This is a genomic window from Pseudomonas sp. VS40, assembly GCF_018587885.1.
GTDB lineage: Bacteria > Pseudomonadota > Gammaproteobacteria > Pseudomonadales > Pseudomonadaceae > Aquipseudomonas > Aquipseudomonas pergaminensis.
The window spans coordinates 430,078-456,776 of the sequence record NZ_JAGYWD010000003.1; the positions used below are offsets into that span (position 1 = coordinate 430,078).

Below are 26,699 nucleotides of genomic sequence, written 5' to 3' on the forward strand. Positions count from 1 at the left end.
GACAGTGCAGGAGCCGGCGATCGCGAACTTACAGACGCAACAAGGTCTTCCAGGCACGGTTCTGATACACCGCAATCGCCTGATGCATCCGCGCATCCAGCGACTCGTCGGTGATCGGCTGGTTGGCCAGTTGCACCAACTTGTTCAGCTCGCCATACAGGCGGTCGAGTTCCGGGATGTCCACCACCTGACGCGCGTGGTGCAGCCAGGCCTGGATACGTTCGATACGCGGCAGTTGTTCAGCCAGGTCTTCCGGCTGTTGCTGATAGCGCGGCAGTTGCAGGGCGACGGCATCGTCGGCCAACAGGCGCGGCAGCCAGTTGGTGATCTGCGCAGCGCCTTGGCGGTTGCCTCGTACGTTGCGGTCTGCGGTCCAGGTGCGGGCCAGCAGCCAGCGCGAAGCGTTCAGTGAGAACAGGCCCCAGCGCACGTCGTCCAATTCTTCGACGAATTGTTCCGGCGCGGCTTTGCGAATGTCTTCATCGTCATCACCGGCCTGAACCAGCGGGCGCCAGTCTTCCAGCAATGCATCCAGTGCGCTGCGCAGTTCGCTGGTGGATTGGCGCGGTGCGGCCTGGCCGAGGCTACCGATCAGGGCGCGCAGTTCGCCAAGGTTGTCGACCCAGTCCTGCAGCAGACGCCAGTGGCCATTGAACCGGTATTGCTCGGCCAGGCGCTGGCTGCTGCCGAGCAGGTGCCACATGATCGCGGCGAAGGCGTCATCCAGTGGCATTTCGGCGTTCAGTTGTGGCGCGGGCAGGCTCAGAGAGTAGCTGCTGGCGTCGTACAGGCGGTAGCCGCGTTCGGCCTTGCTGATGTCACAGGGCATCAGCGCGAGGGTGGCGGCCAGTTCGGCGGCCAGTTCCAGCAGCGCTGCCGGCTCACCTTCACGCAGTTCCAGTTCCAGCTCGCAGATTTCTTCTTTCTGCTTGCCGACCACCACATGGCCGAGGTCCAGGGCGGCTTCGATCACCACCTTGGCCTTGCCACGGCCCCAGGCGATTTCGGCGCGTTCACGCACGAAGTCGGTGGTGAAGATCGGCTTGAGGGTTTTCTTGTCCAGCTCGGCCAGTTGCTCGGGCCAGCATTCGCCGTCGAGCTTCTTCACATCGAGCTTGGCTTTGGGCAATTCCCAGTTGTACTCGTTACGTTCCGACAAGCCGGCGACGCTTTGGCCACGGGTCTTGAGGGTCTGGATGATGTCGTCACCGTCCTTGCGCAAGCGCAGGGCGACTTTGGCCTGGGCCAGGTCGCGTTCGGGGGTGTCGAAGTACTGGTTCATCAACTCACGGCGTTCCCAGCCACTTTTGTTGCGTTTTTTCAGGAGCGGGTGCTCACGCAGCGCGGCGAGGGTCTCGCGGCTGACGCGGAGCTTGATTTCAGTTTCTTTCTGCATGGCCGGAAAATCCAGGATCGGGAGCGCAGCCGGGGAAAAGAGTGGCTGCCAAGGTCGTGCAGTGTACAGGACTGAGCCCGGCAACGTGCCGCAACGGTTTATTGTGTCGTGCAGATGGTTCTATAGTGAGGCTCATCCGGGAAGTAGAGAGACCGCGCATGCCGTTACCGTCCATGAAAGAGCAGTTTGCCGCGCTGATTGCCGCACCTTCGGTCAGTTGCACCCAGGCGTCTCTCGACCAGACCAACCGCCCGGTGATCGATTTGCTCGCCAGTTGGCTGGGTGACCTGGGTTTTGCCATCGACATCCAGCAAGTCAGCCCTGGCAAATTCAACCTGCTGGCCAGCTTCGGCAGTGGCCCTGGTGGCCTGGTGCTGTCGGGGCATAGCGACACCGTCCCCTATGACGCGGCGCTGTGGAAGACCGATCCGCTCAAGCTGGCGGAAGTAGACGGCCGTTGGGTAGGATTGGGCAGTTGCGACATGAAGGGTTTTTTTGCCTTGGCCATCGAGGCGGTGTTGCCGCTGCTGGATCAGCCGTTCAAGCAGCCACTGCTGATCCTTGCGACCTGCGATGAAGAAAGCTCCATGTCCGGCGCCCGCGCACTGGCCGAAGCGGGGCGCCCGCTGGGTCGCGCCGCGGTGATCGGCGAGCCGACCGGGCTCAAGCCCATCCGCCTGCACAAAGGCGTGATGATGGAACGCATCGACATCCTTGGCCAAAGCGGCCATTCGTCGGACCCCCGCCTAGGCCACAGCGCCCTCGAAGCCATGCACGACGCCATCGGCGAACTGCGTGGTTTGCGCCTGGCCTGGCAGCGCGAGTATCGCAACCCGCAATTCAGCGTGCCGCAACCGACCATGAACTTCGGCTGCATCCACGGCGGCGATAACCCCAACCGCATCTGCGGCCAGTGTTCCCTGGAATTCGACCTGCGCCCTCTGCCCGGCATGGACCCTCAAGTGCTGCGCGATGCCATCCGGCAGAAGCTCCAGCCGTTGGCCGAGCGTCATCAGGTCAAGATTGATTACGCGCCACTGTTCCCCGAAGTACCACCCTTCGAACAGCCGGAAGATGCCGAACTGGTGCGGGTTGCGGAACGATTGACCGGCCACCGTGCCGAAGCAGTAGCGTTCGGCACCGAAGCGCCTTATCTTCAGCGCCTGGGTTGTGAAACCCTGGTGCTTGGCCCTGGCGATATCGCCTGCGCCCACCAGCCGGGCGAGTACCTCGAAATGTCACGCTTGACGCCTACAGTGCGTCTATTGCGGGAACTGATCGAACATTACTGCCTGAAACCTGCATAAATTAACCCCTGCCTGTTCGTACATAGAAGGAGAGTGAGCGTGTCGCCAAGCCTGTTCCGACGATAACCATCAGCCCGCTGTGCGCTTTCACGATCCATCCTTTTTCGGCTGCTTTTTATTACAGGCCCAGGTTCCATGCCCGACTACGTTAATTGGCTTCGTCACGCTTCCCCTTACATCAACGCCCATCGCGACTGCACCTTTGTGGTCATGTTGCCCGGCGACGGTGTGGAGCACCCCAACTTCGGCAATATCGTCCACGACCTGGTGCTGCTCCACAGCCTGGGCGTGCGCTTGGTGTTGGTACACGGTTCGCGGCCACAGATCGAAGTGCGCCTTGAAGCGCGTGGCCTGATCCCGACTTATCACGAAGGCATGCGCATCACTGACGCGGCGACGCTGGAGTGCGTGATCGACGCGGTCGGCCACCTGCGCATCGCCATTGAAGCGCGCCTGTCGATGGACATGGCCTCGTCGCCGATGCAGGGCTCGCGCTTGCGTGTAACCAGCGGCAATTTCGTGACAGCACGCCCCATCGGTGTATTGGACGGCGTGGACTACCACCACACCGGCGAAGTGCGCCGCGTCGACCGCAAGGGTATCAACCGCCTGCTGGATGAGCGCTCGATTGTGCTGCTGTCGCCGCTGGGGTATTCGCCTACCGGTGAGATTTTCAACCTGGCCTGCGAAGACGTCGCGACCCGCGCCGCCATTGACTTGGGCGCTGACAAGCTGCTGCTGTTCGGCGCAGACATGGGCCTGATCGATGAAAACGGTCGCCTGGTGCGCGAACTGCGCCCGCAACAAGTGCCGGCTCATTTGCAGCGCCTGGGCAGCAGTAACTATCAGGCTGAATTGCTGGATGCGGCCGCCGAGGCCTGCCGGGGTGGAGTCGGGCGCAGCCATATTGTCAGCTACGCCGAAGACGGCGCCTTGCTCACTGAGCTGTTCACCCGGGACGGCGGCGGTACGCTGGTGGCCCAGGAACAATTCGAACTGGTGCGCGAAGCGGCGATTGAAGACGTCGGTGGCTTGCTCGACTTGATCAGCCCGTTGGAAGAGCAGGGCATCCTGGTGCGTCGTTCGCGGGAGGTGCTGGAGCGTGAGATCGAGCAATTCAGCGTGGTGGAGCGCGAAGGCATGATCATCGCGTGTGCGGCGCTGTATCAGATCGCAGATTCGGATGCGGGTGAGCTGGCGTGCCTGGCGGTGAACCCGGAGTACCGTCACGGCGCGCGGGGTGACGTGTTGCTGGAGCGAATCCAGACCCGTGCCCGTGCCCAGGGCTTGAAGACCTTGTTTGTCCTCACTACCCGCACCGCCCACTGGTTCCGTGAGCGGGGTTTTGTGCCGAGCAGCGTGGATCGCCTGCCGTCGGCGCGGGCGTCGCTGTACAACTATCAGCGTAATTCGAAGATTTTCGAGAAGGCTCTCTGACTTAATGCAAGGTTGGCTCTCGTGGGAGCTGGCTTGCCTGCGATTGCATCACCTCGGTTATGTGCAAGGCCGAGTCGCTGGCATCGCCGGCAAGCCGGCTCCTACAGGGTTCAGGGCTTGACGAATTTATCGGTCACGTACGCTGAATAGTCTGGCAACACTGCCTCAACCTTTCCTTGTTCCTTCAAGAACTTCGCCGTCTCCCCAATCGCCTTCGCCGTGCCGCCTTTAAGCAGCGCGTCAGTTTGCTGTGCCTGCGCATCCGGGAACGTGGTACCGGCCAACAGCTCTGGGATATCGGCGGCGTTTGAACCTGTCAGTTTGGCGATTTTCTGCACCGGCTCGGAGTCCACCGTCCAGGCATCTTTATGGGCGGCGTAGTCGGCGAAGGAGTCCAGCGTGACCTTGGCAAACTTGGCCACTACGTCAGGGTGTTTTTGCGCAAAATCCTTGCGTGCCACCCACACCTCAAACGTTGGTGCGCCCCACTGACCCACCTGGGCCGCGTCTGTCAGGGTCTTGCCGGTCTTGCGGATCTCTCCGAGCGCGGGTGACCAGACAAAAGCGCCGTCGATGTCGCCACGTTTCCACGCGGCGGCAATTTCGGCGGGTTGCAAGTTCACCACTTTGACTTGCTTGGTATCCAGGCCCCAGTGCTTCAGTGCGCCGAGCAGGCTGTAATGAGAGGTGGAGACGAAAGGCGTGGCGATGGTCTTGCCGACCAGGTCTTCGGGTTTTTCGATGCCGCTGCCGTTACGCACCACCAATGCTTCAGAAGTATTGATCTGGGCCGATACGATAAACGCGACGATGGGTAGATTGCGCGAAGCTGCCGCAGCGAGGGGGCTGGAACCGAGGTTGCCGATTTGCACATCGCCAGAGGCGATAGCCGTTACGACTTCCGGCCCACTGTTAAACCGGCGCCAGGCGATCTTCTCGCCAATGGCCTTTTCATACAGGCCGTCGGCCTGTGGGACTTTGCTGGGATCAATACCGGTTTGGTAGCCGATGGTTAAATCGGCGGCTTTGACACCAAAAGAAAGTATTAGTGACACAAAAACTGTAACAAATTGACGGGAGGATGTGCGTTTGGCCATGATGGCGTCGCCTTTTTGATCGTGGGTGACGTATGCAACAGTACGACCACACTAAACGATCTAAAAAAGCGCTAACAAATACCCTTTAGGAATTAGCTTATGGAGCGGTTCGTCTACCCTGACTTGTCCGCGTCATGCAAAGGCTTATTCCCGAATCGTATGAAAAAGAATGAAACAATTCTTTTTGGGTGTATGAAAAACTCATTACCCTGCAGGGACCAAATCAACTGCGATTAGACGAAGGTAGTAGACACACAAGGTTACGATTGACTTGGTAGTCACTATCTGGCGCTAATCGCGCATCTGTGGATCGAGGGCGTCAGACCCGAGACCAAAGAAATACAAAAATTAGAAATGAGAGGAGCGGTACATGAAGAAGTCCACCTTGGCTTTGGCTGTAGCTTTGGGCGCAATCGCCCAGCAAGCAGGCGCTGCCGGTTTCATTGAAGACAGCAAGGCAACACTGGGGCTGCGTAACTTTTACATCAACACCGACAACCGTAACGGTACCGGCGCGAACAAGAACGAAGAATGGGGCCAAGGCTTCGATCTGCGTTTCATCTCCGGTTACACCCAAGGTACTGTTGGTTTCGGCGTTGATGCGATCGGCCTGTTGGGCGTTCGCCTGGATTCGGGCGGCGGCACAAACGGCGCGACTAAGCCAAGCGGCGCCAACCCAGGCTCCTACGGCGGCACCATCTTCCCAAGCGAGCATAACGGCAAAGCCGTCAATGACTACTCCAGCCTGGGGCTGACGGCCAAGGCCAAGATCTCTCAGACAGAACTGAAGTTGGGTACCCTGCAGCCTAAGTTGCCTGTGATCATCACCAACGATGGTCGTCTGTTGCCACAGACCTTCCAGGGTGGCCAGATCACTACCAACGATATCAAGGACCTGACGCTGGTCGGCGGTCAGATTGAGAAAGCCAAAGGCCGTAACTCCAGCAGCAACGAAAGCCTTTCGTTGGCGGGTGCGAACAGCCGTGGCGCTACTTGGCGCGACAGTAACAAGTTCATCTACGCCGGTGGTGACTACAAAATCACCAAGGACCTGACTGCCCAGTACTACTACGGCAATCTGGAAGACTTCTACAAGCAGCACTTCCTGGGTCTGACCCACAACTGGGCTATCGGTCCTGGTGTCTTGAAGTCTGATCTGCGTTACTTCAACAGCTCTGATGACGGTGCCAACGGTAACGAGTCGGCTTACTTCACTACCGGTAACTACCAAGGCTTCCGCGCTGGTAAGGGCAAGGTCGACAACAATCTGTACAGTGGCCTGTTCCTGTACACCGTTGCCGGTCACACCTTCGGTGGTGGTTATCAAGTCAGTAACGGTAGCAGCGACTTCCCTTGGTTGAACCAGGGTGATGGCTCTTCGGCTTACCTGACCACTGACATGCAGATCCAGAAGTTTGCCCGTGCCGGCGAACGTACCTGGCAAGCTCGCTACGCTTATGACTTCGCCAAAGTTGGCGTTCCTGGTCTGACTGCCGGCGTTGTCTACCTTAAAGGTAGCGACATCGACACCGTAGCCAACACTGCTTCTCGTACCCAGTTCAACGGCCAGTCCGAATGGGAACGTGACATCACTGTTGCCTACGTGATCCCAGAAGGTCCGCTGAAAAACCTCGGCGTAGCTTGGAAAAACGCCATGTGGCGCACCGACATTGCTGGCGCGCGTGATCAAGATGAAAACCGTCTGATCGTCAGCTACTCGATCCCGCTGTTGTAAGTGTGCAAAACCTTGCCCGGTGCAACACCGGGCAAGGTGTCTTGCTTTCAAGTCGGGCCAAACCCCCGCAGGCCCTTCCTGAACCCCTCTGTGTACAGCGTCTCAAGGCCTTCTCGAACCTTGGAAGCGATGGTGCTCCTCGCCTTCGAATACGTCCAATGAACAGATTTTTAATATTCTTTTATCGTCTAGATAAATCGATATTTATTCTTTTTAAATAATCCGCAATACATGCACAGTGGGCTCCATAAGCACTCACCAGGAGCCACACCATGAGCCTAAGACTGGGCGATATCGCCCCCGACTTCGAACAGGATTCCAGCGCCGGCAAGATTCGTTTCCACGAATGGCTGGGCGATAGCTGGGGTGTGTTGTTTTCCCACCCGGCGGACTTCACCCCGGTGTGCACCACCGAGTTGGGCTTCACCGCCAAGCTCAAGGACGAATTCGCCCAGCGTGGCGTCAAGGCCATCGCCCTGTCGGTGGACCCTGTGGACTCGCACCACAAGTGGATCGAAGACATCAACGAAACTCAGAACACCGTCGTCAATTTCCCGATCCTGGCCGACGCCGATCGCAAGGTGTCTGACCTGTATGACCTGATCCACCCCAACGCCAGTGACACCCTCACCGTGCGTTCCTTGTTCGTCATCGATCCGAACAAGAAGATCCGCCTGACCATCACCTACCCGGCCAGCACCGGGCGCAACTTCCACGAAATCCTGCGGGTCATCGACTCGCTGCAACTGACCGACAACCACAAGGTTGCCACGCCCGCCAACTGGCAGGACGGTGACGAGGTGGTGATCGTGCCGTCGCTCAAGGATGAGGACGAGATCAAGAAACGCTTTCCGAAGGGTTACCGGGCGGTGAAGCCGTACTTGCGGCTCACCCCTCAGCCCAATCGTTGATGCTGAAATCGCCATCGCGGGCAAGCCCGGCTCCCCCAGGGGAATACGGTCAACTGTGGGAGCCGGGCTTGCCCGCGATGGCGGCGGTGCATGTACCACAGCATTGAGATGTAAACCGAATCACATAGCAGGGGTTTTCAGGCCGTTTTCACGGCCTTTTTTTTCGCCTGGGATTTGATCGCTCGCATATGCATTTAAAGAATAAACACATGAAAAAATAAGATTTAAAGATATATAAATCTGCTGATAAGGTCTGTTCCATCTTGGCGCCATCGCCACACAGCGAACCGCCGACACCTGCTCAAGGAATTCCTGCATGTTGGTCGTAACACTTGGAGGCAGTCCCAGCCAGCGTTCCCGCTCCGGGGTGTTGCTGGATAAAACCCGTCAGTGGTTGCAAGACAAAGGCGTAGAAGTGGTGAGTTACCAGATACGGGACTTCCCGGCGGAGGACTTGCTGCACGCGCGCTTCGACAGCCCCAAGGTCATCGACCTGCTGCAACAAGTGGCTAACGCGGACGGCCTGGTGATCGCTACGCCGGTGTACAAGGCGTCGTTCTCCGGCGCGCTGAAAACCGTGCTGGACCTGCTGCCCGAGCGCGCCCTGGCCCACAAGATCGTATTGCCAATGGCCACTGGCGGCAGCATCGCCCACATGCTGGCGGTGGACTACGCGTTGAAGCCGGTGCTGTCGGCGCTGAAAGCCCAGGAATTGCTGCACGGCATCTTTGCCGAAGACAGCCAGATTGCTTATGGCGAGGGCAGCGCCCAGGCGCAACTGGTGCCGGTGCTCGAACACCGTTTGCACGAGGCCCTGGAAACGCTTTACGGCGCCATGGCCCGTCGCCCGAAACCGCTGGACCCCCATGTGTTGAATGAACGTTTGTTGAGTGCTCGCTGGAGCATTTAAGCCACACCGAAATGTAAAAAAACTCACCTTACTCAGCCGCCAACGGCCAAGCAGGTGCAGCCAACCCCCTCATCGCATTATTTGGAGAGAGCGCCATGCGCACTGTCATCTTGCGTCGTGGTCTGGTCGCACTGTTTGCTGCGGCTGTGTCCTTCGGCGCCATTGTTCAAGCTCAAGCGGCCGAGACCCTGCGGATCGGGTATCAGAAGTACGGCACGCTGGTGCTGCTCAAGGCCAAGGGCACCCTGGAAAAACGCCTGGCGGCCCAGGGCGTCAATGTCCAGTGGACCGAGTTTCCGGGCGGCCCGCAATTGCTTGAAGGCCTGAACGTCGGCTCGATCGACTTCGGCGTCACAGGCGAAACCCCGCCGGTCTTCGCCCAGGCAGCCGGCGCCGACCTGGTCTACGTGGCCTACGAGCCGCCAGCACCGACCAGCGAAGCGATCCTGGTGCCGAAAGATTCGCCGATCAAATCCGTGGCCGAGCTCAAAGGCAAGAAAGTCGTGCTCAACAAAGGCTCCAACGTGCACTACCTGTTGGTACGTGCCCTGGAAGATGCCGGCCTGAAATACACCGACGTGCAGACCGTGTTCCTGCCGCCCGCCGATGCCCGCGCCGCCTTCGAACGTGGCAGCGTGGATGCCTGGGTGATCTGGGATCCGTATCAGGCCGCCGCCGAGAAACAACTGCAAGCCCGCACCCTGCGTGACGGCACCGGCATTGCCGATAACCATCAGTTCTACTTGGCAACCAAGCCGTACGCTGAAAAGCATCCGGAAGTGGTCAAGGCCCTGATCGAAGAAGTGCGCGCCGTGGGCGAATGGTCCAAGGCCAACCCACAGGAAGTGACTGAACAAGTAGCGCCGCTGCTCGGTCTGCCGGCTGACATCACCCTGACCTCGGTGAAACGCCAAGGCTACGGTGCACTGTTCCTGACCCCGGAAGTGGTGGCGGCCCAGCAGAAAATCGCCGACAGCTTCTACCAACTCAAATTGATCCCCAAGCCCTTGAACATCAAGGACGTGATCTGGACGCCACCCGCCGCCGTGGCCAAAGCGCCGTAATCCGACTTCTTCAGGAGACAACTCCATGAGCCTCAATATTTTCTGGTTCCTGCCTACCCACGGCGACGGCCATTACCTTGGCACCGCCGAAGGCGCTCGCGCCGTTGACCACGGTTACCTGCAGCAAGTGGCCCAAGCCGCTGACCGTCTGGGTTTCGGCGGGGTACTGATTCCCACCGGGCGCTCTTGCGAAGATTCGTGGCTGGTGGCCGCCTCGCTGATCCCCGTGACCCAGCGTCTGAAATTCCTAGTCGCGCTGCGCCCCGGGATCATTTCCCCGACGGTAGCGGCGCGCCAGGCTGCGACCCTTGACCGCTTGTCCGGTGGCCGTGCGCTGTTCAACCTGGTCACCGGGGGTGATCCGGAGGAACTGGCCGGCGATGGCTTGTTCCTCAGCCATGAAGAGCGCTACCAGGCCTCGGTGGAATTCACCCGTATCTGGCGCCGTGTGCTGGAAGGCGAAACCGTGGACTACGACGGCGAACACATCAGCGTCAAAGGCGCCAAGTTGCTTTACCCGCCGATCCAGCAGCCGCGTCCACCGCTGTACTTCGGCGGTTCTTCCGAAGCGGCCCAGGACCTGGCAGCCGAACAGGTGGAAATGGTGCTGACCTGGGGCGAGCCGCCGGCGGCCGTCGCGGAGAAAATCGAACAGGTGCGCGCCAAGGCCGCGAAACTCGGGCGCACCGTGCGCTTCGGTATTCGCCTGCATGTCATCGTGCGTGAAACCAACGATGAAGCGTGGAAAGCCGCCGACAAACTGATCTCCCATCTGGACGACGACACCATCGCCCGTGCCCAGGCCTCCCTGGCGCGTTTCGATTCCGTCGGCCAGCAACGCATGGCTGCCTTGCATGGTGGCAACCGTGACAACCTCGAAGTCAGCCCCAACCTGTGGGCCGGCGTCGGGCTGGTGCGTGGCGGTGCCGGCACCGCGCTGGTGGGCGATGGCCCAACCGTAGCAGCACGCGTGAAGGAGTACGCAGCGCTGGGCATCGACACCTTTATCTTCTCCGGTTATCCACACTTGGAAGAGTCGTATCGCGTCGCGGAGCTGCTGTTCCCCCACTTGGATATCGAACGTCCCGAGCTGCCGAAAAGCGCCGGCTACGTGAGCCCGTTCGGCGAGATGGTCGCCAACGACATCCTTCCCAAAGCTGCGTCACAGAGCTGAGGCAGCGCCATGAACTATGAAAAACTAAGCCACCGTGTGGCGCCCTGGGTACTGCCGGTTCTATTGCTGGCGGTGTGGCAGTTGTCGGTGTCGGCGGGCTGGTTGTCCACCCGGATCCTGCCGGCCCCCAGCGCAGTGATTGAAGCCGGCATCAACCTGGTCGCCAGCGGCGAAATCTGGACCCACCTGGCCATCAGCGGCTGGCGTGCCGGCCTGGGTTTCCTGATCGGTGGCAGCATCGGCCTGGCACTGGGCTTTATCACCGGCCTGTCGAAGTGGGGCGAACGCCTGCTGGACAGCTCGGTGCAGATGATCCGTAACGTGCCGCACTTGGCGCTGATTCCCCTGGTGATCCTGTGGTTCGGCATTGACGAGACGGCGAAGATTTTCCTGGTCGCCCTCGGCACGCTGTTCCCGATCTACCTCAACACCTATCACGGCATCCGCAATGTTGATCCGGCACTGGTGGAAATGTCGCGCAGTTATGGCTTGTCCGGGTTCAGCCTGTTCCGCCAGGTGATCCTGCCGGGCGCGCTGCCGTCGATCCTGGTGGGCGTGCGCTTTGCCCTGGGCTTCATGTGGCTGACGCTGATCGTGGCGGAAACCATCTCCGCCAGTTCGGGCATCGGCTACCTGGCGATGAACGCCCGTGAATTCCTGCAAACCGATGTGGTGGTGTTGGCCATCGTCATGTACGCCATCCTCGGCAAACTCGCCGACCTGGCCGCTCGCGGTCTGGAGCGTGTGTGGCTGCGCTGGCACCCGGCGTATCAAGTGAACAAAGGAGGTGCGGCATGACAGCTCAACAACCCCCGCGCCTGCTCAAGGGCATTCCCCTGGCGGTGCGCAAGTTGCGCAAGGCCTTTGGCGCGCGCGAAGTGCTCAAGGACATCGACCTGCACATTCCGGCTGGCCAATTCGTCGCGGTGGTCGGTCGCAGTGGTTGCGGTAAAAGCACCTTGCTGCGCCTGCTGGCCGGCCTGGACAAGGCCAGCGGCGGCGAGCTGTTGGCCGGTTCCGCACCCTTGAGCGAAGCTATTGAAGACACGCGGTTGATGTTCCAGGAAGCGCGCTTGCTGCCGTGGAAAAAGATCATCGACAACGTTGGGCTGGGCCTTAAAGGCAACTGGCGCCCCAAGGCGCTGGAAGCCCTGGAAGCGGTCGGCCTGGCCGAACGCGCCAATGAATGGCCAGCGGCGCTGTCCGGCGGGCAGAAGCAACGCGTGGCCCTGGCCCGTGCGTTGATCCACCAACCGCGTTTGCTGCTGCTGGATGAGCCGCTGGGCGCACTGGATGCCCTGACCCGCATCGAGATGCAGCAACTGATCGAAAACCTGTGGCAGAAGCACGGTTTCACCGTGTTGCTGGTGACCCACGACGTCAGCGAAGCCGTGGCGATTGCCGACCGCGTCATCCTGATTGAAGACGGCGAAATCGGCCTGGACCTCATCGTCGACCTACCGCGCCCGCGTGCCCGGGGCTCGCATCGCTTGGCCGCGCTGGAAGCCGAAGTGCTCAACCGTGTGCTGTCGTTGCCCGGCACACCGCCGGAACCCGAACCTGTTTCACCGCTGCCTACGCAACTGCGTTGGGCGCAATAAAGCAGCGGCAAGCTTCCAGCCTCAAGCTGTAAGGGAAAGCAATGCGCTTTTACTTGCAGCTTATAGCTAACAACTTGCAGCTATTTCGACCCGAGGAGAAATCGTATGACTATTAAAGCCATCAACGTGCGTAACCAGTTCAAAGGCACCATCAAGGAAATCGTCGAAGGCGACGTGCTGTCGGAAATCGACGTGCAGACGGCGTCCGGCATCGTGACGTCCGTGATCACCACCCGTTCGGTCAAAGAGCTGGAGCTGGTGATTGGCAGCGAAGTGATTGCCTTCGTTAAATCCACCGAGGTATCGATTGCCAAGTTGTGATCGTTCTTGAGGTCGCCATCGGGGGCAAGCCCCCTCCCACATTTGATAGGCGGCGCGGTCAACATGTGGGAGGGGGCTTGCCCCCGATGAGGCCATCCCTGTCACCCAAGAATCAACGCTTGGGCAGATAGGGCGGCAAATAAAGCCCCACATACGCGTCAAACACCCGCATCCCTTCATCCGCCATGCGCGGTGTGATCAGCCCATGCTGATGCACCGAGCGCGCATACACGCGGTCGCTCAGTTCCAACGCCAGGGCAAACACGTCTACATCGCTGGGCAGTGTCGGCACTTCAAAGTGGCGATTGAACACCTCCAGCATCAAGTTCCCCAACTCCAGATCATGCTGGCGATCCGCCTGGGTCACTTCAGTGAGCCCGTGCTGGGCCAGGATCAACTGGCGTGCGGCGGCATCCTGGTCGTAGATGGCGAGCATGCGTTGCTCGACGATGCAGGACAGGTCGCGCCAGTGCTTGAGTGACTCGTGCTCGATGGGTGCCTGGATCGCTGCCCGGAAGGCCGCGTGGACGTCTGCCGTGAGTGCCTCCAGCAAGGCCGGTACGCTGGCGAAGAAGTGATACACCGATGACGGTGGAATCTGCGCACGCTCGGCCACGCTGTAGATCGACAAACCTGCCACGCCTTCGGCGGCCAGCAAGGTGCGGGCGGCGTCGAGGATCGCGTCGATCCGGGCCTGGCTGCGGGCGCGGGGTTTGCGAGGGGCGGCGGGGCGGGTGGTCATGGAAGTCTCCTACAAGGCAGGGGGCATTGTACGCAGAGCCTGGGGAGGATCCATACCTAGGGCGGAGGCTTTTGTGGTGAGCGGGCTTGCTGTGGTGAGCGGGCTTGCCCCGCGCTGGGCTGCGAAGCGGCCCCAATAAAAACGCCGCATTCTGGCAGGCAGAATGCGGCGTCTGGTTTTAGGGCGGCTTCGCCACCCAGCGCGGGGCAAGCCCGCTCACCACAGCAAGCCCGCTCACCGCAGTTACGGCAGCAACCGCTTACACGGTATGCAAGTACCAGTTGTACTCAAGGTCGGAGATGGAGTGTTCAAACTCTTCCAGCTCACTTTCCTTACAGGCGACGAAGATATCGATGTATTTAGGATCGATGTACTTGGCCATCACCTCACTGTCGTCCAACTCGCGCAATGCATCGCGCAGGTTGTTCGGCAGGCTTTGCTCGTTTTGCTCGTAGCTGTTGCCTTCCACCGGTGCATTAGGCTCGATCTTATTGGTCAGGCCGTGGTGCACGCCTGCCAGGACCGAAGCCATCAGCAGGTAAGGGTTGGCGTCGGCACCGGCAACGCGGTGTTCGATACGGACCGCATCGGACGAGCCGGTCGGTACGCGAATCGCCACGGTGCGGTTGTCCAGGCCCCAGCACGGCGAGTTCGGCACGTAGAACTGTGCGCCGAAACGGCGGTAGGAGTTGACGTTGGGGCACAGGAACGCCATTTGAGCGGGTAGGGTCTCGAGCACACCGCCGATCGCGTGACGCAGTGCGGCGTTCTGCTCGGGATCCTCGCTGGCAAAGATGTTCTTGCCGTCTTTGTCCAGGATCGAAATGTGCACGTGCAAACCGTTGCCTGCCTGGCCTGGGTAAGGCTTGGCCATGAAGGTGGTGTCCATTTCATGGTCGTAGGCGATGTTCTTGATCAGGCGCTTGAGCAGTACCGCGTAGTCGCAGGCCTTGATCGGGTCGGCCACGTGGTGCAGGTTCACTTCGAACTGCGCCGGAGCACTTTCCTTGACGATGGCGTCGGCCGGGATGCCTTGCTCTTTGGCACCTTCCAGAATGTCCTGGAGGCAGTCGACGTATTCGTCGAGGTCGTCGATCAGGTAGACCTGTGTCGAGTGCGGGCGTTTGCCGGAGATCGGCGAGCGGGGCGGTTGTGGGCGGCCGTTCACGTTCTCCTGGTCGATCAGGTAGAACTCAAGCTCGAAGGCGGCGCAGATGGTCAGACCGAGGTCGTCAAATTTGCTTACAACTTGGCGGAGCACTTCGCGCGGATCGGCGAAGAAAGGTTCACCTTCAAGTTCGTGCATGGTCATCAGCAATTGCGCAGTAGGGCGCTTTTGCCAAGGTTCATTGCACAGGGTGTCGGGGATTGGATAACAGATTCGGTCAGCATCACCGATGTCCAGGCCCAGGCCGGTGCTTTCCACCGTAGAGCCGTTGATATCCAGGGCAAATAAAGAGGCAGGCAGGTTAATGCCCTTCTCGTAAACCTTGTGGAGGCTGGTGCGTTCGATGCGCTTGCCGCGCACCACACCATTCATATCCGCAATTAGAAGGTCTACGTACAGAACCTCAGGATGATCCTTAAGGAACGCGTTCGCTTCGTTAAGCTGAACGGCACGCGGGGGTACCGACATGATGCAACACCTTTGTTGTTAAAAATATCAATCATTGATCTTTTCTGGTTTCAGTCAACCCGAACGGCATGCCGAAGTCAAGCGAGGCCTTTTTTGCCCTAAAAAAGCGCCACGAGGGCTTTTTTGGGGCTTTTTGGGGCGGTTTTTTGGGTTTGGAGGGCTTGGGACTAGCAGGCTTGAGCGGGCCGTGTTGTATTTTTTACGGGGGTGTTGTGTAAAAAAATGAACAAGGCTAAGCTCGATTCAAACCCATAACAGCAATAATACCGGGGTGCTTCATGTGTCTCCTGCCGCCCAACGGCGTCTTGGCCTGCTTCAGTCAGGCTGTGTCACCCATATATTCCTCCCGCGTGATAGCGCGTGGCCCGGCCAATATTCTTGACGCCCGGTCCAACCTCTTTTTTGCCTCCTCGCATGCCTTTGAAACACGCCCGACCCGTGTGCTGCTCAAGATTGCACACAACTTTGGCGTGAGGAATGCAACGCTGCAGCAAATGGCAGGTAAGCTCCTACCCTGAATGAAAAAAACGACGCGGATGCTGCGTCAACCAACGCCTGGCCTTTAATGGATGCCAGGAAACCCAGCCCAGAGGCATTTATGAGTAACAACCTCGACCAGCTCACCGATTGGTTGAAAGACCACAAGATCACAGAAGTCGAATGCATGATTGGCGACCTCACCGGCATCACCCGGGGCAAGATCTCGCCGACCAACAAGTTCATCGCTGAAAAAGGCATGCGCCTTCCCGAGAGCGTTCTGTTGCAGACCGTGACCGGCGACTATGTCGAAGACGACATTTATTACGAATTGCTCGACCCGGCCGACATCGACATGATCTGCCGTCCCGACCAGAACGCGGTATTCCTGGTGCCCTGGGCCATTGAGCCGACCGCCCAGGTGATCCACGACACCTACGACAAGCAAGGCAACCCGATCGAGCTGTCGCCGCGCAACGTGCTCAAGAAAGTCCTCAAGCTCTACGCCGACAGAGGCTGGCAGCCCATCGTGGCGCCGGAGATGGAGTTCTACCTGACCAAGCGCTGCGAAGACCCGGACTTCCCGCTGCAACCGCCGATTGGCCGTTCTGGCCGCCCGGAAACCGGTCGCCAGTCCTTCTCTATAGAAGCGGCCAACGAATTCGACCCGCTGTTCGAAGACGTCTACGACTGGTGCGAACTGCAGGAGCTGGACCTCGATACCCTCATCCACGAAGACGGCACGGCGCAGATGGAAATCAACTTCCGTCACGGCGATGCACTGTCCCTGGCCGACCAGATCCTGGTGTTCAAGCGCACCATGCGTGAAGCCGCGCTCAAGCACGATGTGGCCGCAACGTTCATGGCCAAGCCCATGACCGGTGAGCCTGGCAGTGCGATGCACCTGCACCAGAGCATCATCGACATTGCCACCGGCAAGAACGTCTTCTCCAATGAAGACGGGACCATGAGCCAGCTGTTCCTCAACCACATTGGCGGCCTGCAGAAATTTATCCCTGAATTGCTGCCATTGTTTGCCCCCAACGTGAACTCGTTCCGCCGCTTCCTGCCCGACACTTCGGCGCCGGTCAACGTGGAATGGGGCGAGGAAAACCGCACTGTCGGCCTGCGCGTACCGGACGCCGGCCCGCAGAACCGTCGTGTGGAAAACCGCCTGCCGGGTGCCGATGCCAACCCGTACCTGGCGATTGCCGCCAGCCTGCTGTGTGGCTACATCGGCATGGTCGAAGGCCACAACCCGAGCGCGCCGGTGGTGGGCCGTGGTTACGAGCGACGCAACCTGCGCCTGCCGTTGACCATCGAAGACGCCCTGGAACGCATGGAAAACAGCAAGACCATCGAGAAATACCTGGGTCAGAAATTCATCACAGGTTACGTCGCGGTCAAGCGGGCCGAGCATGAAAACTTCAAGCGCGTGATCAGTTCGTGGGAGCGGGAATTCCTGCTCTTCGCCGTCTGATGCGCCGGGCGCGTCGTAGGAAAGGCGCGCCCTCACCTGAAAAGTCTAGGAGATTGGTATGTCCAGCAACAACCCGCAAACCCGTGAATGGCAAGCCTTGAGCAGTGATCACCACCTGGCGCCGTTCAGCGACTTCAAGCAATTGAAAGAGAAAGGCCCACGGATCATCACCAAAGCCCACGGCGTTTACCTGTGGGACAGCGAAGGCAACAAGATCCTCGACGGCATGGCCGGCCTGTGGTGCGTGGCGATCGGTTACGGTCGCGATGAACTGGCTGACGCCGCCGCCAAGCAGATGAAAGAACTGCCGTACTACAACCTGTTCTTCCAGACCGCTCACCCGCCGGTGCTGGAGCTGGCCAAGGCCATTTCCGACATCGCGCCTGCCGGCATGAACCACGTGTTCTTCACCGGTTCGGGTTCCGAAGGCAACGACACCATGTTGCGCATGGTCCGCCACTACTGGGCGATCAAGGGCCAGCCGAACAAAAAAACCATCATCAGCCGCAAGAATGGCTACCACGGTTCCACCGTGGCCGGCGCCAGCCTGGGCGGCATGACGTACATGCACGAGCAGGGCGACCTGCCGATCCCGGGCATCACCCACATCGCCCAGCCATACTGGTTTGGCGAAGGCGGCGACATGAGCCCGGAAGAATTCGGCGTGTGGGCGGCCAACCAGCTGGAAGAGAAGATCCTGGAATTGGGCGTGGACAACGTCGGTGCCTTCATTGCCGAGCCGATCCAGGGTGCCGGTGGCGTGATCGTGCCACCCGCCACCTACTGGCCGCGCATCAAGGAAATCCTCGCCAAGTACGACATCCTGTTTATCGCCGACGAAGTGATCTGCGGTTTCGGCCGTACCGGCGAGTGGTTCGGCAGCGATTTCTACGACCTCAAGCCGCACATGATGACCATTGCCAAGGGCCTGACCTCGGGTTACATCCCCATGGGCGGCCTGATCGTGCGCGATGAAGTGGTGGACGTCCTCAATGAAGGGGGTGATTTCAACCACGGCTTCACCTACTCCGGTCACCCGGTGGCCGCTGCAGTGGCGCTGGAAAACATCCGCATCATGCGCGACGAGCAAATTGTTAAGCGTGTGCACGACGAAACGGCACCCTATTTGCAGAAACGTCTGAGGGAGCTGGCTGATCACCCTCTGGTGGGTGAAGTGCGTGGTGTCGGCATGCTCGGTGCGATCGAATTGGTCCAGGACAAGGCGACGCGCAAGCGTTACGAAGGCAAGGGCGTTGGCATGATCTGCCGCACCTTTTGCTTCGAGAATGGCCTGATCATGCGCGCCGTGGGCGACACCATGATCATTTCGCCGCCACTGGTGATCAGCAAGGCTGAAATCGACGAGCTGGTCACCAAGGCTCGGCAATGCCTGGACCTGACTTTGGCGGCATTGCAGGGCTAAGTGCTAGGCTCAGGACGCAGCGGCTTTCGGGCGCCGCGTCCTGAGCAGTTATAAATGAGGCATTGGTTGAAAGCCGGCCTCGGAACTTGCCAGACTGTCGCCCTGTTTTGTTGCCCTTTGGCTGGGCCTCGAAACATATAAAGCTTGTGGCCCAAAAAAGAAAAAATTGGAGCATCACCAAATGAAGGCATTAGGTTTGAAGAACGCTGGCAAGACCCTCCTCGCCTTGTCCCTGATGGGCGCAATGGCGGGCGCGGCCCAGGCCGACGATAAAGTGCTGCACGTCTACAACTGGTCCGACTACATTGCACCGGACACCATCGCCAACTTTGAAAAAGAGTCGGGCATCAAAGTGGTGTACGACGTTTTCGACAGCAACGAAACCCTGGAAGCCAAGTTGCTGGCAGGCAAGTCCGGCTACGACATCGTCGTACCGTCGAACAACTTCCTCGCCAAGCAGATCAAGGCCGGTGTCTACCAGGAGCTGGACAAGTCCAAGCTGTCCAACTACGACAACCTGAACAAATCCCTGCTTAAAGCCGTGTCGGTCAGCGACCCGGACAACAAGCACGCCTTCCCGTACATGTGGGGCTCGATCGGCATCGGCTACAACCCGGAGAAGGTCAAGGCCGCGCTGGGCGTGGACAAGATCGATTCCTGGGACGTGCTGCTCAAGCCCGAGAACATCGCCAAGCTGAAAAGCTGCGGCGTGAGCTTCCTCGATTCGCCAACCGAGATGCTGCCGATCGCGCTGCACTACCTGGGCCTGCCGACCGACAGCCAGAAGAAAGACGACCTCAAGCAGGCCGAAGCGCTGTTCCTCAAGATCCGTCCATCGATCGGCTACTTCCACTCGTCCAAGTACATCTCCGACCTGGCCAACGGCAATATCTGCGTAGCCGTGGGTTACTCGGGTGACATCCAGCAGGCCAAGTCTCGTGCTGCTGAAGCGGGTGGCAAGGTCAAGGTCGCCTACGACATTCCGAAAGAAGGCGCTGGTAGCTTCTTCGACATGGTCGCCATCCCTAAAGATGCCGAAAACGTCGACGCAGCCTACAAGTTCATGAACTACCTGTTGAAGCCGGACGTCATGGCGTCGATCACCAACAGCGTACGGTTCCCGAACGGTAACGAGAAAGCCACTGCACTGGTCGACAAAGACATCACCAGCGACCCAGGCATCTACCCGCCAGCGGACGTGCAAGCCAAGCTCTACGCCATTGCCGACCTGCCGGCTGCGACCCAGCGTGAAATGACACGCAGCTGGACCAAGATCAAATCGGGTAAGTAAACCGTAATACCTGTGGGAGCGGGCTTGCTCGCGAAAGCGGTGTATCAGTTGATACAGATGCTGGCTGACACACCGCCTTCGCGAGCAAGCCCGCTCCCACATACACCAGCGCCAACACATTAAATGACAGAAAGTTTTGCCGGATCGGTTTATCGAGGGTAAGTTGCGCGCCGGTTTTGTTGCCGGGCAACAACTTTGGGCCCAACTATTTAAGAGGACCTCCACTTGCCAATTTCTTTATTTCGCAAAGCCATGCTGGTGGGTGCAGGTATCACGCTCACGTTGAGCGTACAGGCCGCACCGACCGTGCATATTTATAACTGGTCGGATTACATCGGCGACGACACCCTGGCCAACTTCGAAAAGGCCAGCGGCATCAAGCCCGTGTATGACGTGTTTGACTCCAACGAAACCCTGGAAGGCAAGCTGCTGGCCGGGCGTACCGGTTACGACGTGGTGGTGCCGTCCAACCACTTCCTCGGCAAGCAGATCAAGGCCGGGGCGTTCCAGAAGCTCGACAAGTCGTTGCTGACCCACTACGCCAACCTCGACCCGGTGCTGCTCAAGCGCCTGGAAAAGAATGACCCGGGCAACCAGTACGCCGTGCCGTACCTGTGGGGCACCAACGGCATTGGTTACAACGTCGATAAAGTGAAGGAAGTGCTGGGCGTCGACCATATCGACTCCTGGGCGGTGCTGTTCGAGCCTGAGAATATGAAGAAGCTGGCGACGTGCGGCGTGTCGTTCATGGACTCGGCGGATGAAATGCTGCCGGCGGTGCTCAACTACATGGGCCTGAACCCCAACAGTACCAACCCCGAAGACTACAAGAAGGCCGAAGAGAAGCTGCTCAAAGTGCGGCCCTACGTGACCTACTTCCATTCATCCAAATACATCTCGGACCTGGCCAACGGCAACATCTGCGTGGCGGCAGGCTTCTCTGGCGATGTGTTCCAGGCCAAGGCCCGTGCGGCTGAAGCGGGCAAAGGCGTGAACATCGCCTACGCGATCCCGAAAGAAGGCGGCAACCTGTGGTTCGACGTGCTGGCTATCCCCAAGGATGCGACCAACGTCAAAGAGGCCCACGCCTTCATCAACTATTTGCTGCAACCTGAGGTGATCGCTCAGGTCAGTGATTACGTCGGTTACGCTAACCCTAACCCAGGGGCGGACAAACTGATGAAGCAATCGATACGCACGGACGAAGCGGTTTACCCACCGCAGGCGGTGCTCGACAGGACATTCGTCAACTTCGAGCTACCCCCGAAAGTGCAACGTTTGATGACCCGTAGCTGGACCAAGGTCAAGACGGGCAAGTAAGGCTCAAACTATCCAAGGCAGGCCCGCATTGGGTCCGCTGCACTCTTTTTTTTCTGGGAGTTTCGTAAATGGCAGTTGCCTCCGGCGCCTATAAGAAAGCCCTCGAGGGCGACCAGACACCGAAAAAGGTGCTGGTCAAAATCGACCGGGTCACGAAGAAGTTCGACGAGACGATTGCCGTGGACGATGTGTCCCTGGAAATCAAGAAAGGCGAGATCTTCGCCTTGCTCGGCGGTTCGGGTTCGGGCAAGTCCACCTTGCTGCGCATGCTCGCAGGTTTCGAGCGCCCGACTGAGGGCCGCATCTACCTCGACGGTGTGGACATCACTGACATGCCGCCCTATGAGCGGCCGATCAACATGATGTTCCAGTCCTACGCCTTGTTCCCACACATGACTGTGGCGCAGAACATCGCGTTCGGCCTGCAACAGGACAAGATCCCCAAGGCCGAGGTCGACGCCCGCGTGGCTGAGATGCTCAAGCTGGTGCAGATGAGCCAGTACGCCAAGCGCAAGCCGCACCAATTGTCCGGTGGCCAGCGCCAGCGTGTGGCCCTGGCCCGTTCCCTGGCCAAGCGCCCGAAACTGCTGCTGCTCGATGAGCCCATGGGCGCCCTCGACAAGAAACTGCGTTCGCAGATGCAGCTGGAACTGGTGGAGATCATCGAGCGCGTCGGCGTGACCTGCGTGATGGTGACCCACGACCAGGAAGAGGCCATGACCATGGCCGAGCGCATCGCGATCATGCACCTGGGCTGGATCGCGCAGATCGGCAGCCCGATCGACATCTACGAAACGCCTACCAGCCGCCTGGTGTGCGAGTTCATCGGTAACGTCAACATCTTCGACACCCAGGTGGTCGATGACGCCGAAGGCCATGCGGTGCTCAAGTGCCCGGACCTGGACCGCGACATCTACGTGGGTTACGGCATCGCCACGTCGGTGGAAGACAAGTCGGTGACCTACGCGATTCGCCCGGAAAAACTGCTGGTCACCACCGAAATGCCGACCTGCGAGCACAACTGGTCCAGCGGCAAGGTGCACGACATCGCCTACCTGGGCGGCCACTCGGTGTTCTACGTGGAGCTGCCGAGCGGCAAGCTGGTGCAGTCCTTCGTGGCCAACGCCGAACGCCGTGGCCAGCGGCCGACCTGGGGTGACCAGGTGTACGTATGGTGGGAAGACGACAGCGGCGTGGTACTTCGCTCATGAACATGAAGAAGCTCAAGCGCCGCCTGCAACGAATAACGCCCAGTGGCCGTCATGCGGTCATTGGCATTCCCTTCCTGTGGCTGTTCCTGTTCTTCATGCTGCCGTTCTTCATCGTCCTGAAGATAAGCTTTGCCGAAGCCGACGTAGCGATCCCGCCCTACACCGAGATCTACACCTTCGTTGAGCAGAAACTGCAGTTGGTGCTCAACCTGGCCAACTACGCGATGCTCGGCGACGACGAGTTGTATATCGCCGCGTACCTGGGCTCGCTGAAAATGGCGTTCTTCAGCACGGTGTTGTGCCTGTTGATCGGCTACCCGATGGCCTACGCCATCGCCAGTGCGCGCAAAGAGATGCAGACCGTGCTGGTGCTGCTGATCATGATGCCGACCTGGACCGCGATCTTGATCCGCGTGTATGCGTGGATGGGCATTCTCAGCAACAACGGTTTGCTCAATGGCTTCCTGATGTCCATCGGGTTGATCAACGAGCCGCTGCAGATCCTCAACACCAACATCGCGGTGTATATCGGCGTGGTCTATTCGTACCTGCCGTTCATGATCCTGCCGCTGTACGCCAACCTTGTTAAGCACGACCAGAGCCTGCTGGAAGCTGCATCGGACCTGGGTTCGAGCACCTTCAACAGTTTCTGGAAGATCACCGTGCCGCTGTCCAAGAACGGCATCATCGCCGGCTGCATGCTGGTGTTCATCCCGGTGGTGGGTGAGTTTGTGATCCCGGAACTGCTGGGCGGCCCGGAAACCCTGATGATCGGTAAAGTGTTGTGGCAAGAATTCTTCAACAACCGTGACTGGCCGGTGGCCTCTGCCTTGGCGGTGGTGATGCTGGCGATCCTGATCGTGCCGATCATCCTGTTCAACCGCAGCCAAGCCAAAGAGATGGAGGGCAAGATATGAAGCGCTTCAGTTTCTCGAGTTTCATGCTGGTGGCGGGGTTGTTGTTCATCTACCTGCCGATGCTGATCCTGGTGATCTACTCGTTCAACGAATCCAAACTGGTGACGGTGTGGGGCGGTTGGTCGATCAAGTGGTACGTGGGCCTGCTGGACAACACCCAGTTGATGGGCTCGGTGGCGCGCTCCCTGGAAATCGCCTGCTACACGGCGGTGGCCGCAGTGGCCCTGGGTACGTTGGCGGCGTTCGTGCTGACGCGCATCAGCCAGTTCAAGGGCCGCACGCTGTTTGGCGGCCTGGTGACTGCGCCGCTGGTCATGCCGGAAGTGATCACGGGGCTGTCGCTGTTGCTGCTGTTCGTGGCCATGGCGCAGATGATCGGTTGGCCCCAGGAGCGTGGCATCGTCACCATCTGGATCGCCCATACCACCTTCTGTGCGGCGTATGTGGCGGTGGTGGTGTCGGCGCGTCTGCGTGAGCTGGACCTGTCGATCGAAGAGGCGGCGATGGACCTGGGGGCGCGGCCGTGGAAGGTGTTCTTCCTGATCACCATTCCGATGATCGCGCCGTCGCTGGCGGCGGGCGGCATGATGTCGTTCGCACTGTCGCTGGATGATTTGGTACTGGCAAGTTTCGTGTCGGGCCCTGGCTCGACCACCTTGCCGATGGAAGTGTTCTCGGCGGTGCGCCTTGGGGTTAAACCCGAGATCAACGCCGTGGCCAGCCTGATCCTGCTGGCGGTGTCGCTGGTGACGTTCCTGGTGTGGTTCTTCAGCCGCCGTGCCGAAGAGCACCGCAAGAAAGCCATCCAGCAAGCCATTGAAGAAGCCGCCGCCGATGGCTGGCAGCAGCCGGACAAGCGTCGGGCACCTGCACCGGTCTAACTGACGGAATGCGGTAAAGAAGTGGGAGCTGGCTTGCCTGCGATAGCGGTCTATCAGTCGACAGATGAGTCGACTGGCAGGGCCTCATCGCAGGCAAGCCAGCTCCCACAGTTGATTGCATTTCAGGTCAACTATGCAGTCCAGGGAGACTTGCGGATCACCTCGACAAAATTCATCGGCTTGAACCCCGGCTCCTGATCCACCAGCACATCCGTCTTCACGTTGCCAAACGTGGTCTGCGGACGATGGCGCAAGCCGTCGGCAAACGCGCAGATGATGCACTCCTTGAACCCTTCACCGCGTGGATGCGCATGCACCACGGCTTCGCGCTGCACGGTGCTGAACGCGGCGTAGTCGATACCCAGCACGTCCATCTCTACACCGGCGGTTACCAGTGCCACGGTCGGGCGCAAATGCTGCGGTACACCCGGCGTGGTGTGCAGGGCGATGGACAGCCACACCTGTTCGATATCGTCATCGGTCAGCCCGTAAGGCTTGAGGAACGCGGCTGCCGCGTTGGCGCCGTCGACTTCAAAGCGTTCGTTGTCACTGCGATGACCTTCCACCAGGCCCAGGTCGTGGAACATCGCGCCGACGTAGAGCAGTTCCGGGTTATAGGCGAGTTGCCTGCGTTCACCGCTCAACGCACCGAACAGGAACACCCGGCGGGAATGGTGGTAGAGCAGGTCGGATTCGACGTCGCGGATATATTCGGTGGTGGCCTTGGCCAGTGCGCTGTCCGGGATCTGGATGCCGGCGATGGTGGTGCTCATGGTCGTTCTCCTCTGGAAAGATTCCAGTCTGGTCTTGTGCCAGCGAAGGGGCCATTGCGGCGAGGGAGCAATCCCGGCCAATGTGGTTGTACATCGTGCCAAAGGTGTACTCGGTCAAATGTGGGAGCTGGCTTGCCTGCGATAGCATCGACTCGGTATACCTGAATGATCGAGGCGTCTGCATCGCAGGCAAGCCAGTTCCCACAGGGGTTCTGTGTTTATCCAGTTAGAGAAGGTGTGCCTGCTCATGAGCAAAACCGTCGCCATCCTGATCTTCCCCGGCGTCCAGTCACTGGATGTGACCGGCCCCATGGATGTTTTCTGCGAAGCCAACCGCTTTCTGCCGCCGCAAGACCATTACCAATTGGAAGTTGTCGGCTTCAGCCACGGCAACATGGCGGCTTCCAACGGCCTGTCATTGCAGGCCCACCGGCACTACAGCGAAGCGCTTCAGGCCTACGACCTGCTGCTGGTCGCCGGCGGCCCGCAGTTGCCCTTCGAAGACTTCGGCGCCGAGTTCGATGACTGGCTGCGTGGCGCCAGTGCCCGTGCGCAGCGCTTCGGCTCGATCTGCAACGGCGCCTTCATGCTGGCCCGCGCCGGGCTGCTGGATGGGAAAACCGTGACCACTCACTGGAACGATGCCGCCGACCTGGCCCGCCTGTGCCCCACCGCCCAGGTCGAGGCCGACCGCCTCTACGTGCAGGACGGCAACCTCTACACCTCGGCGGGAGTCACGGCGGGTATCGACCTCTCGTTGTACCTGCTGGCCCAGGACCACGGCCCGGAAGTCGCGTTGAGCGTGGCCAAGCGCTTGGTGGTGTTCACCCAGCGTTCGGGCGGGCAGTCGCAGTTCAGCCCGTTTCTGACGCCCCACGCCGAACCCACATCGGCGGTGGCGCTGGTGCAGTTGTACGTGTTGGCGAACCTGACCGGGGACCTGACCATTGCCGACCTAGCCAAGGCGGCCAACATGAGCGCACGCAATTTCTCCCGGGTGTTTGCCCGTGAGGCGCGGATCACGCCGGCGGAGTTTGTCGAGCGGGCGCGGGTGGACGCGGCGCGGGTGATGCTCGAAAGCAGCCCTGCACCGCTCAAGACCGTGGCCTATCAATGCGGCTTTCGCGACGCCCAGCACATGCGCAGTGTGTTCAACCGCCGGCTGGGTGTGACGCCGCAACAGTTCCGGCTTAACTTTGCGGCGCCGGTTTGAGCGTGTCGTAGGCTTCCAGCGCGCGCAGCGAGTAGATGTACGCCGCGCCGGCATTCAGCGAAATCGCGGTGGCCAATGTGGCGGCAACCTCTTCGCGGGTCGCGCCGGCCTTGATTGCGGCGTCGGCATGCACGCCGATGCAACCGTCGCAGCGGGTGGTGATGGCCACGGCGATGGAAATCAGCTCACGGGTCTTGGCGTCGAGTACGTTGTTTTCCTCGGCAGCCTCGCCCAGCGCCATGTAGGCTTTGACCATCTTCGGGTTGCTCTTGCCCAGCGCGCCAAAAGCTTTCTTCACGGTAGGCAGCAAGTCGGACCAGTTATTGAACATTGCGGTTACTCCTCAACAGGTTGGGTGTGAAGCCAGTCTGTTCTGTTTGAA

25 protein-coding genes are annotated in these 26,699 nt (G+C 59.7%); 18 read left to right on the top strand and 7 right to left on the bottom strand.

The features are described 5' to 3' along the window. Positions 1-28: 28 nt before the first annotated feature. On the bottom strand, positions 29-1,396 hold the full coding sequence (locus KHP07_RS11110; protein WP_214497192.1) for a CYTH domain-containing protein: 1,368 nt from the start codon (positions 1,394-1,396) through the stop codon (positions 29-31). A 158-nt stretch (positions 1,397-1,554) separates the two neighbouring features. Between KHP07_RS11110 and argE the strand changes: the two genes are divergently transcribed. Together argE and argA are read left to right on the top strand one after the other, a co-directional pair. Beyond that, complete coding sequence (gene argE, locus KHP07_RS11115; protein WP_214497193.1) at positions 1,555-2,703, top strand: acetylornithine deacetylase; 1,149 nt, start codon at positions 1,555-1,557, stop codon at positions 2,701-2,703. Positions 2,704-2,838: 135 nt separating this feature from the next. Next, on the top strand, positions 2,839-4,140 hold the full coding sequence (gene argA, locus KHP07_RS11120) for an amino-acid N-acetyltransferase (protein ID WP_078050631.1): 1,302 nt from the start codon (positions 2,839-2,841) through the stop codon (positions 4,138-4,140). 110 nt (positions 4,141-4,250) lie between these two features. Here the strand turns inward: argA and tauA are convergent, their stop codons facing one another. After that, positions 4,251-5,237, bottom strand: a complete 987-nt coding sequence (tauA, locus tag KHP07_RS11125; protein WP_078050630.1) for a taurine ABC transporter substrate-binding protein — start codon at positions 5,235-5,237, stop codon at positions 4,251-4,253. Between the two features lie 370 nt (positions 5,238-5,607). Between tauA and KHP07_RS11130 the strand changes: the two genes are divergently transcribed. Next, positions 5,608-6,972: an OprD family porin gene (locus KHP07_RS11130; RefSeq protein WP_123474852.1), complete on the top strand. Its 1,365-nt coding sequence runs from the start codon at positions 5,608-5,610 to the stop codon at positions 6,970-6,972. A 272-nt stretch (positions 6,973-7,244) separates the two neighbouring features. Continuing rightward, a complete protein-coding gene (locus KHP07_RS11135) occupies positions 7,245-7,883 on the top strand; it encodes a peroxiredoxin (RefSeq protein ID WP_078050628.1) in 639 nt (212 codons plus the stop codon). A gap of 120 nt (positions 7,884-8,003) precedes the next feature. On the opposite strand, the gene KHP07_RS11140 is transcribed toward KHP07_RS11135, so the two are convergent. Next, positions 8,004-8,201: a hypothetical protein gene (locus KHP07_RS11140; RefSeq protein ID WP_149873291.1), complete on the bottom strand. Its 198-nt coding sequence runs from the start codon at positions 8,199-8,201 to the stop codon at positions 8,004-8,006. Between KHP07_RS11140 and ssuE the strand changes: the two genes are divergently transcribed. The 6 genes from ssuE to KHP07_RS11170 all read left to right on the top strand — a co-directional run bounded on the left by ssuE (position 8,200) and on the right by KHP07_RS11170 (position 12,953). Beyond that, complete coding sequence (ssuE, locus tag KHP07_RS11145) at positions 8,200-8,793, top strand: NADPH-dependent FMN reductase (protein ID WP_015886424.1); 594 nt, start codon at positions 8,200-8,202, stop codon at positions 8,791-8,793. The genes KHP07_RS11140 and ssuE overlap by 2 nt on opposite strands. 95 nt (positions 8,794-8,888) lie before the next feature. Then, positions 8,889-9,857: a sulfonate ABC transporter substrate-binding protein gene (locus KHP07_RS11150; protein ID WP_100491916.1), complete on the top strand. Its 969-nt coding sequence runs from the start codon at positions 8,889-8,891 to the stop codon at positions 9,855-9,857. 25 nt (positions 9,858-9,882) lie between these two features. Beyond that, entirely contained in the window at positions 9,883-11,031 is a 1,149-nt protein-coding gene (gene ssuD / locus KHP07_RS11155) for an FMNH2-dependent alkanesulfonate monooxygenase (protein ID WP_003176786.1), read from the top strand. Positions 11,032-11,040: 9 nt separating this feature from the next. After that, a complete protein-coding gene (gene ssuC / locus KHP07_RS11160; protein WP_078050626.1) occupies positions 11,041-11,829 on the top strand; it encodes an aliphatic sulfonate ABC transporter permease SsuC in 789 nt (262 codons plus the stop codon). Further along, a complete protein-coding gene (gene ssuB / locus KHP07_RS11165) occupies positions 11,826-12,632 on the top strand; it encodes an aliphatic sulfonates ABC transporter ATP-binding protein (protein ID WP_015886420.1) in 807 nt (268 codons plus the stop codon). The genes ssuC and ssuB overlap by 4 nt, the downstream gene beginning before the upstream one ends. Before the next feature lie 105 nt (positions 12,633-12,737). Next, positions 12,738-12,953 carry a TOBE domain-containing protein gene (locus KHP07_RS11170; RefSeq protein WP_003213899.1) on the top strand — a complete coding sequence of 72 codons (216 nt, stop codon included), beginning with the start codon at positions 12,738-12,740 and terminating at the stop codon, positions 12,951-12,953. Between the two features lie 112 nt (positions 12,954-13,065). On the opposite strand, the gene KHP07_RS11175 is transcribed toward KHP07_RS11170, so the two are convergent. Both KHP07_RS11175 and KHP07_RS11180 read right to left on the bottom strand, forming a co-directional pair. Further along, positions 13,066-13,695, bottom strand: coding sequence for a TetR/AcrR family transcriptional regulator (locus KHP07_RS11175; protein ID WP_078050625.1), 630 nt, complete (start codon positions 13,693-13,695; stop codon positions 13,066-13,068). A 259-nt stretch (positions 13,696-13,954) separates the two neighbouring features. Continuing rightward, a complete protein-coding gene (locus KHP07_RS11180) occupies positions 13,955-15,331 on the bottom strand; it encodes a glutamine synthetase family protein (RefSeq protein WP_010207341.1) in 1,377 nt (458 codons plus the stop codon). A gap of 598 nt (positions 15,332-15,929) precedes the next feature. On the opposite strand from KHP07_RS11180, the gene KHP07_RS11185 reads away from it, so the two are divergent. The 7 genes from KHP07_RS11185 to KHP07_RS11215 all read left to right on the top strand — a co-directional run bounded on the left by KHP07_RS11185 (position 15,930) and on the right by KHP07_RS11215 (position 24,331). Further along, positions 15,930-17,288, top strand: a complete 1,359-nt coding sequence (locus KHP07_RS11185) for a glutamine synthetase family protein (protein WP_065902296.1) — start codon at positions 15,930-15,932, stop codon at positions 17,286-17,288. A gap of 58 nt (positions 17,289-17,346) precedes the next feature. Beyond that, the gene (locus tag KHP07_RS11190) at positions 17,347-18,711 is read left to right on the top strand and encodes an aspartate aminotransferase family protein (protein WP_099493165.1); all 1,365 of its coding nucleotides are present in this window, start codon (positions 17,347-17,349) and stop codon (positions 18,709-18,711) included. Between the two features lie 196 nt (positions 18,712-18,907). After that, positions 18,908-20,002: a polyamine ABC transporter substrate-binding protein gene (locus KHP07_RS11195; protein ID WP_078051003.1), complete on the top strand. Its 1,095-nt coding sequence runs from the start codon at positions 18,908-18,910 to the stop codon at positions 20,000-20,002. A gap of 225 nt (positions 20,003-20,227) precedes the next feature. Further along, positions 20,228-21,322 carry a polyamine ABC transporter substrate-binding protein gene (locus KHP07_RS11200; protein ID WP_078050622.1) on the top strand — a complete coding sequence of 365 codons (1,095 nt, stop codon included), beginning with the start codon at positions 20,228-20,230 and terminating at the stop codon, positions 21,320-21,322. A gap of 68 nt (positions 21,323-21,390) precedes the next feature. Continuing rightward, the gene (locus tag KHP07_RS11205; RefSeq protein ID WP_003195240.1) at positions 21,391-22,533 is read left to right on the top strand and encodes an ABC transporter ATP-binding protein; all 1,143 of its coding nucleotides are present in this window, start codon (positions 21,391-21,393) and stop codon (positions 22,531-22,533) included. Beyond that, a complete protein-coding gene (locus KHP07_RS11210; protein WP_078050621.1) occupies positions 22,530-23,450 on the top strand; it encodes an ABC transporter permease subunit in 921 nt (306 codons plus the stop codon). Before KHP07_RS11205 ends, KHP07_RS11210 begins: the two co-directional genes overlap by 4 nt. Beyond that, on the top strand, positions 23,447-24,331 hold the full coding sequence (locus KHP07_RS11215) for an ABC transporter permease subunit (protein WP_034116303.1): 885 nt from the start codon (positions 23,447-23,449) through the stop codon (positions 24,329-24,331). The genes KHP07_RS11210 and KHP07_RS11215 overlap by 4 nt, the downstream gene beginning before the upstream one ends. A 131-nt stretch (positions 24,332-24,462) precedes the next feature. On the opposite strand, the gene KHP07_RS11220 is transcribed toward KHP07_RS11215, so the two are convergent. Further along, positions 24,463-25,104 (bottom strand): HD domain-containing protein, encoded by a 642-nt coding sequence (locus KHP07_RS11220; protein ID WP_214497194.1) that lies wholly within the window; start codon positions 25,102-25,104, stop codon positions 24,463-24,465. Positions 25,105-25,351: 247 nt separating this feature from the next. On the opposite strand from KHP07_RS11220, the gene KHP07_RS11225 reads away from it, so the two are divergent. Further along, entirely contained in the window at positions 25,352-26,317 is a 966-nt protein-coding gene (locus KHP07_RS11225) for a GlxA family transcriptional regulator (protein ID WP_099493161.1), read from the top strand. On the opposite strand, the gene KHP07_RS11230 is transcribed toward KHP07_RS11225, so the two are convergent. Then, positions 26,295-26,648, bottom strand: a complete 354-nt coding sequence (locus tag KHP07_RS11230) for a carboxymuconolactone decarboxylase family protein (protein WP_016973032.1) — start codon at positions 26,646-26,648, stop codon at positions 26,295-26,297. The genes KHP07_RS11225 and KHP07_RS11230 overlap by 23 nt on opposite strands. Positions 26,649-26,699: the final 51 nt, after the last annotated feature.

What these genes read in the sequence shown, in the direction of transcription:
- ssuC (WP_078050626.1), top strand. Translation starts at nt 11,041, where the DNA reads ATGAACTATGAAAAACTAAGCCACCGTGTGGCGCCCTGGGTACTGCCG.
- KHP07_RS11185 (WP_065902296.1), top strand. Translation starts at nt 15,930, where the DNA reads ATGAGTAACAACCTCGACCAGCTCACCGATTGGTTGAAAGACCACAAG.
- KHP07_RS11210 (WP_078050621.1), top strand. Translation starts at nt 22,530, where the DNA reads ATGAACATGAAGAAGCTCAAGCGCCGCCTGCAACGAATAACGCCCAGT.
- ssuD (WP_003176786.1), top strand. Translation starts at nt 9,883, where the DNA reads ATGAGCCTCAATATTTTCTGGTTCCTGCCTACCCACGGCGACGGCCAT.
- KHP07_RS11225 (WP_099493161.1), top strand. Translation starts at nt 25,352, where the DNA reads ATGAGCAAAACCGTCGCCATCCTGATCTTCCCCGGCGTCCAGTCACTG.
- KHP07_RS11220 (WP_214497194.1), bottom strand. Translation starts at nt 25,104, where the DNA reads ATGAGCACCACCATCGCCGGCATCCAGATCCCGGACAGCGCACTGGCC.
- KHP07_RS11180 (WP_010207341.1), bottom strand. Translation starts at nt 15,331, where the DNA reads ATGTCGGTACCCCCGCGTGCCGTTCAGCTTAACGAAGCGAACGCGTTC.
- argE (WP_214497193.1), top strand. Translation starts at nt 1,555, where the DNA reads ATGCCGTTACCGTCCATGAAAGAGCAGTTTGCCGCGCTGATTGCCGCA.
- KHP07_RS11175 (WP_078050625.1), bottom strand. Translation starts at nt 13,695, where the DNA reads ATGACCACCCGCCCCGCCGCCCCTCGCAAACCCCGCGCCCGCAGCCAG.
- KHP07_RS11205 (WP_003195240.1), top strand. Translation starts at nt 21,391, where the DNA reads ATGGCAGTTGCCTCCGGCGCCTATAAGAAAGCCCTCGAGGGCGACCAG.
- KHP07_RS11190 (WP_099493165.1), top strand. Translation starts at nt 17,347, where the DNA reads ATGTCCAGCAACAACCCGCAAACCCGTGAATGGCAAGCCTTGAGCAGT.
- KHP07_RS11110 (WP_214497192.1), bottom strand. Translation starts at nt 1,396, where the DNA reads ATGCAGAAAGAAACTGAAATCAAGCTCCGCGTCAGCCGCGAGACCCTC.
- KHP07_RS11150 (WP_100491916.1), top strand. Translation starts at nt 8,889, where the DNA reads ATGCGCACTGTCATCTTGCGTCGTGGTCTGGTCGCACTGTTTGCTGCG.
- ssuB (WP_015886420.1), top strand. Translation starts at nt 11,826, where the DNA reads ATGACAGCTCAACAACCCCCGCGCCTGCTCAAGGGCATTCCCCTGGCG.
- ssuE (WP_015886424.1), top strand. Translation starts at nt 8,200, where the DNA reads ATGTTGGTCGTAACACTTGGAGGCAGTCCCAGCCAGCGTTCCCGCTCC.
- KHP07_RS11130 (WP_123474852.1), top strand. Translation starts at nt 5,608, where the DNA reads ATGAAGAAGTCCACCTTGGCTTTGGCTGTAGCTTTGGGCGCAATCGCC.
- KHP07_RS11215 (WP_034116303.1), top strand. Translation starts at nt 23,447, where the DNA reads ATGAAGCGCTTCAGTTTCTCGAGTTTCATGCTGGTGGCGGGGTTGTTG.
- KHP07_RS11140 (WP_149873291.1), bottom strand. Translation starts at nt 8,201, where the DNA reads ATGCAGGAATTCCTTGAGCAGGTGTCGGCGGTTCGCTGTGTGGCGATG.
- argA (WP_078050631.1), top strand. Translation starts at nt 2,839, where the DNA reads ATGCCCGACTACGTTAATTGGCTTCGTCACGCTTCCCCTTACATCAAC.
- tauA (WP_078050630.1), bottom strand. Translation starts at nt 5,237, where the DNA reads ATGGCCAAACGCACATCCTCCCGTCAATTTGTTACAGTTTTTGTGTCA.
- KHP07_RS11230 (WP_016973032.1), bottom strand. Translation starts at nt 26,648, where the DNA reads ATGTTCAATAACTGGTCCGACTTGCTGCCTACCGTGAAGAAAGCTTTT.
- KHP07_RS11135 (WP_078050628.1), top strand. Translation starts at nt 7,245, where the DNA reads ATGAGCCTAAGACTGGGCGATATCGCCCCCGACTTCGAACAGGATTCC.
- KHP07_RS11170 (WP_003213899.1), top strand. Translation starts at nt 12,738, where the DNA reads ATGACTATTAAAGCCATCAACGTGCGTAACCAGTTCAAAGGCACCATC.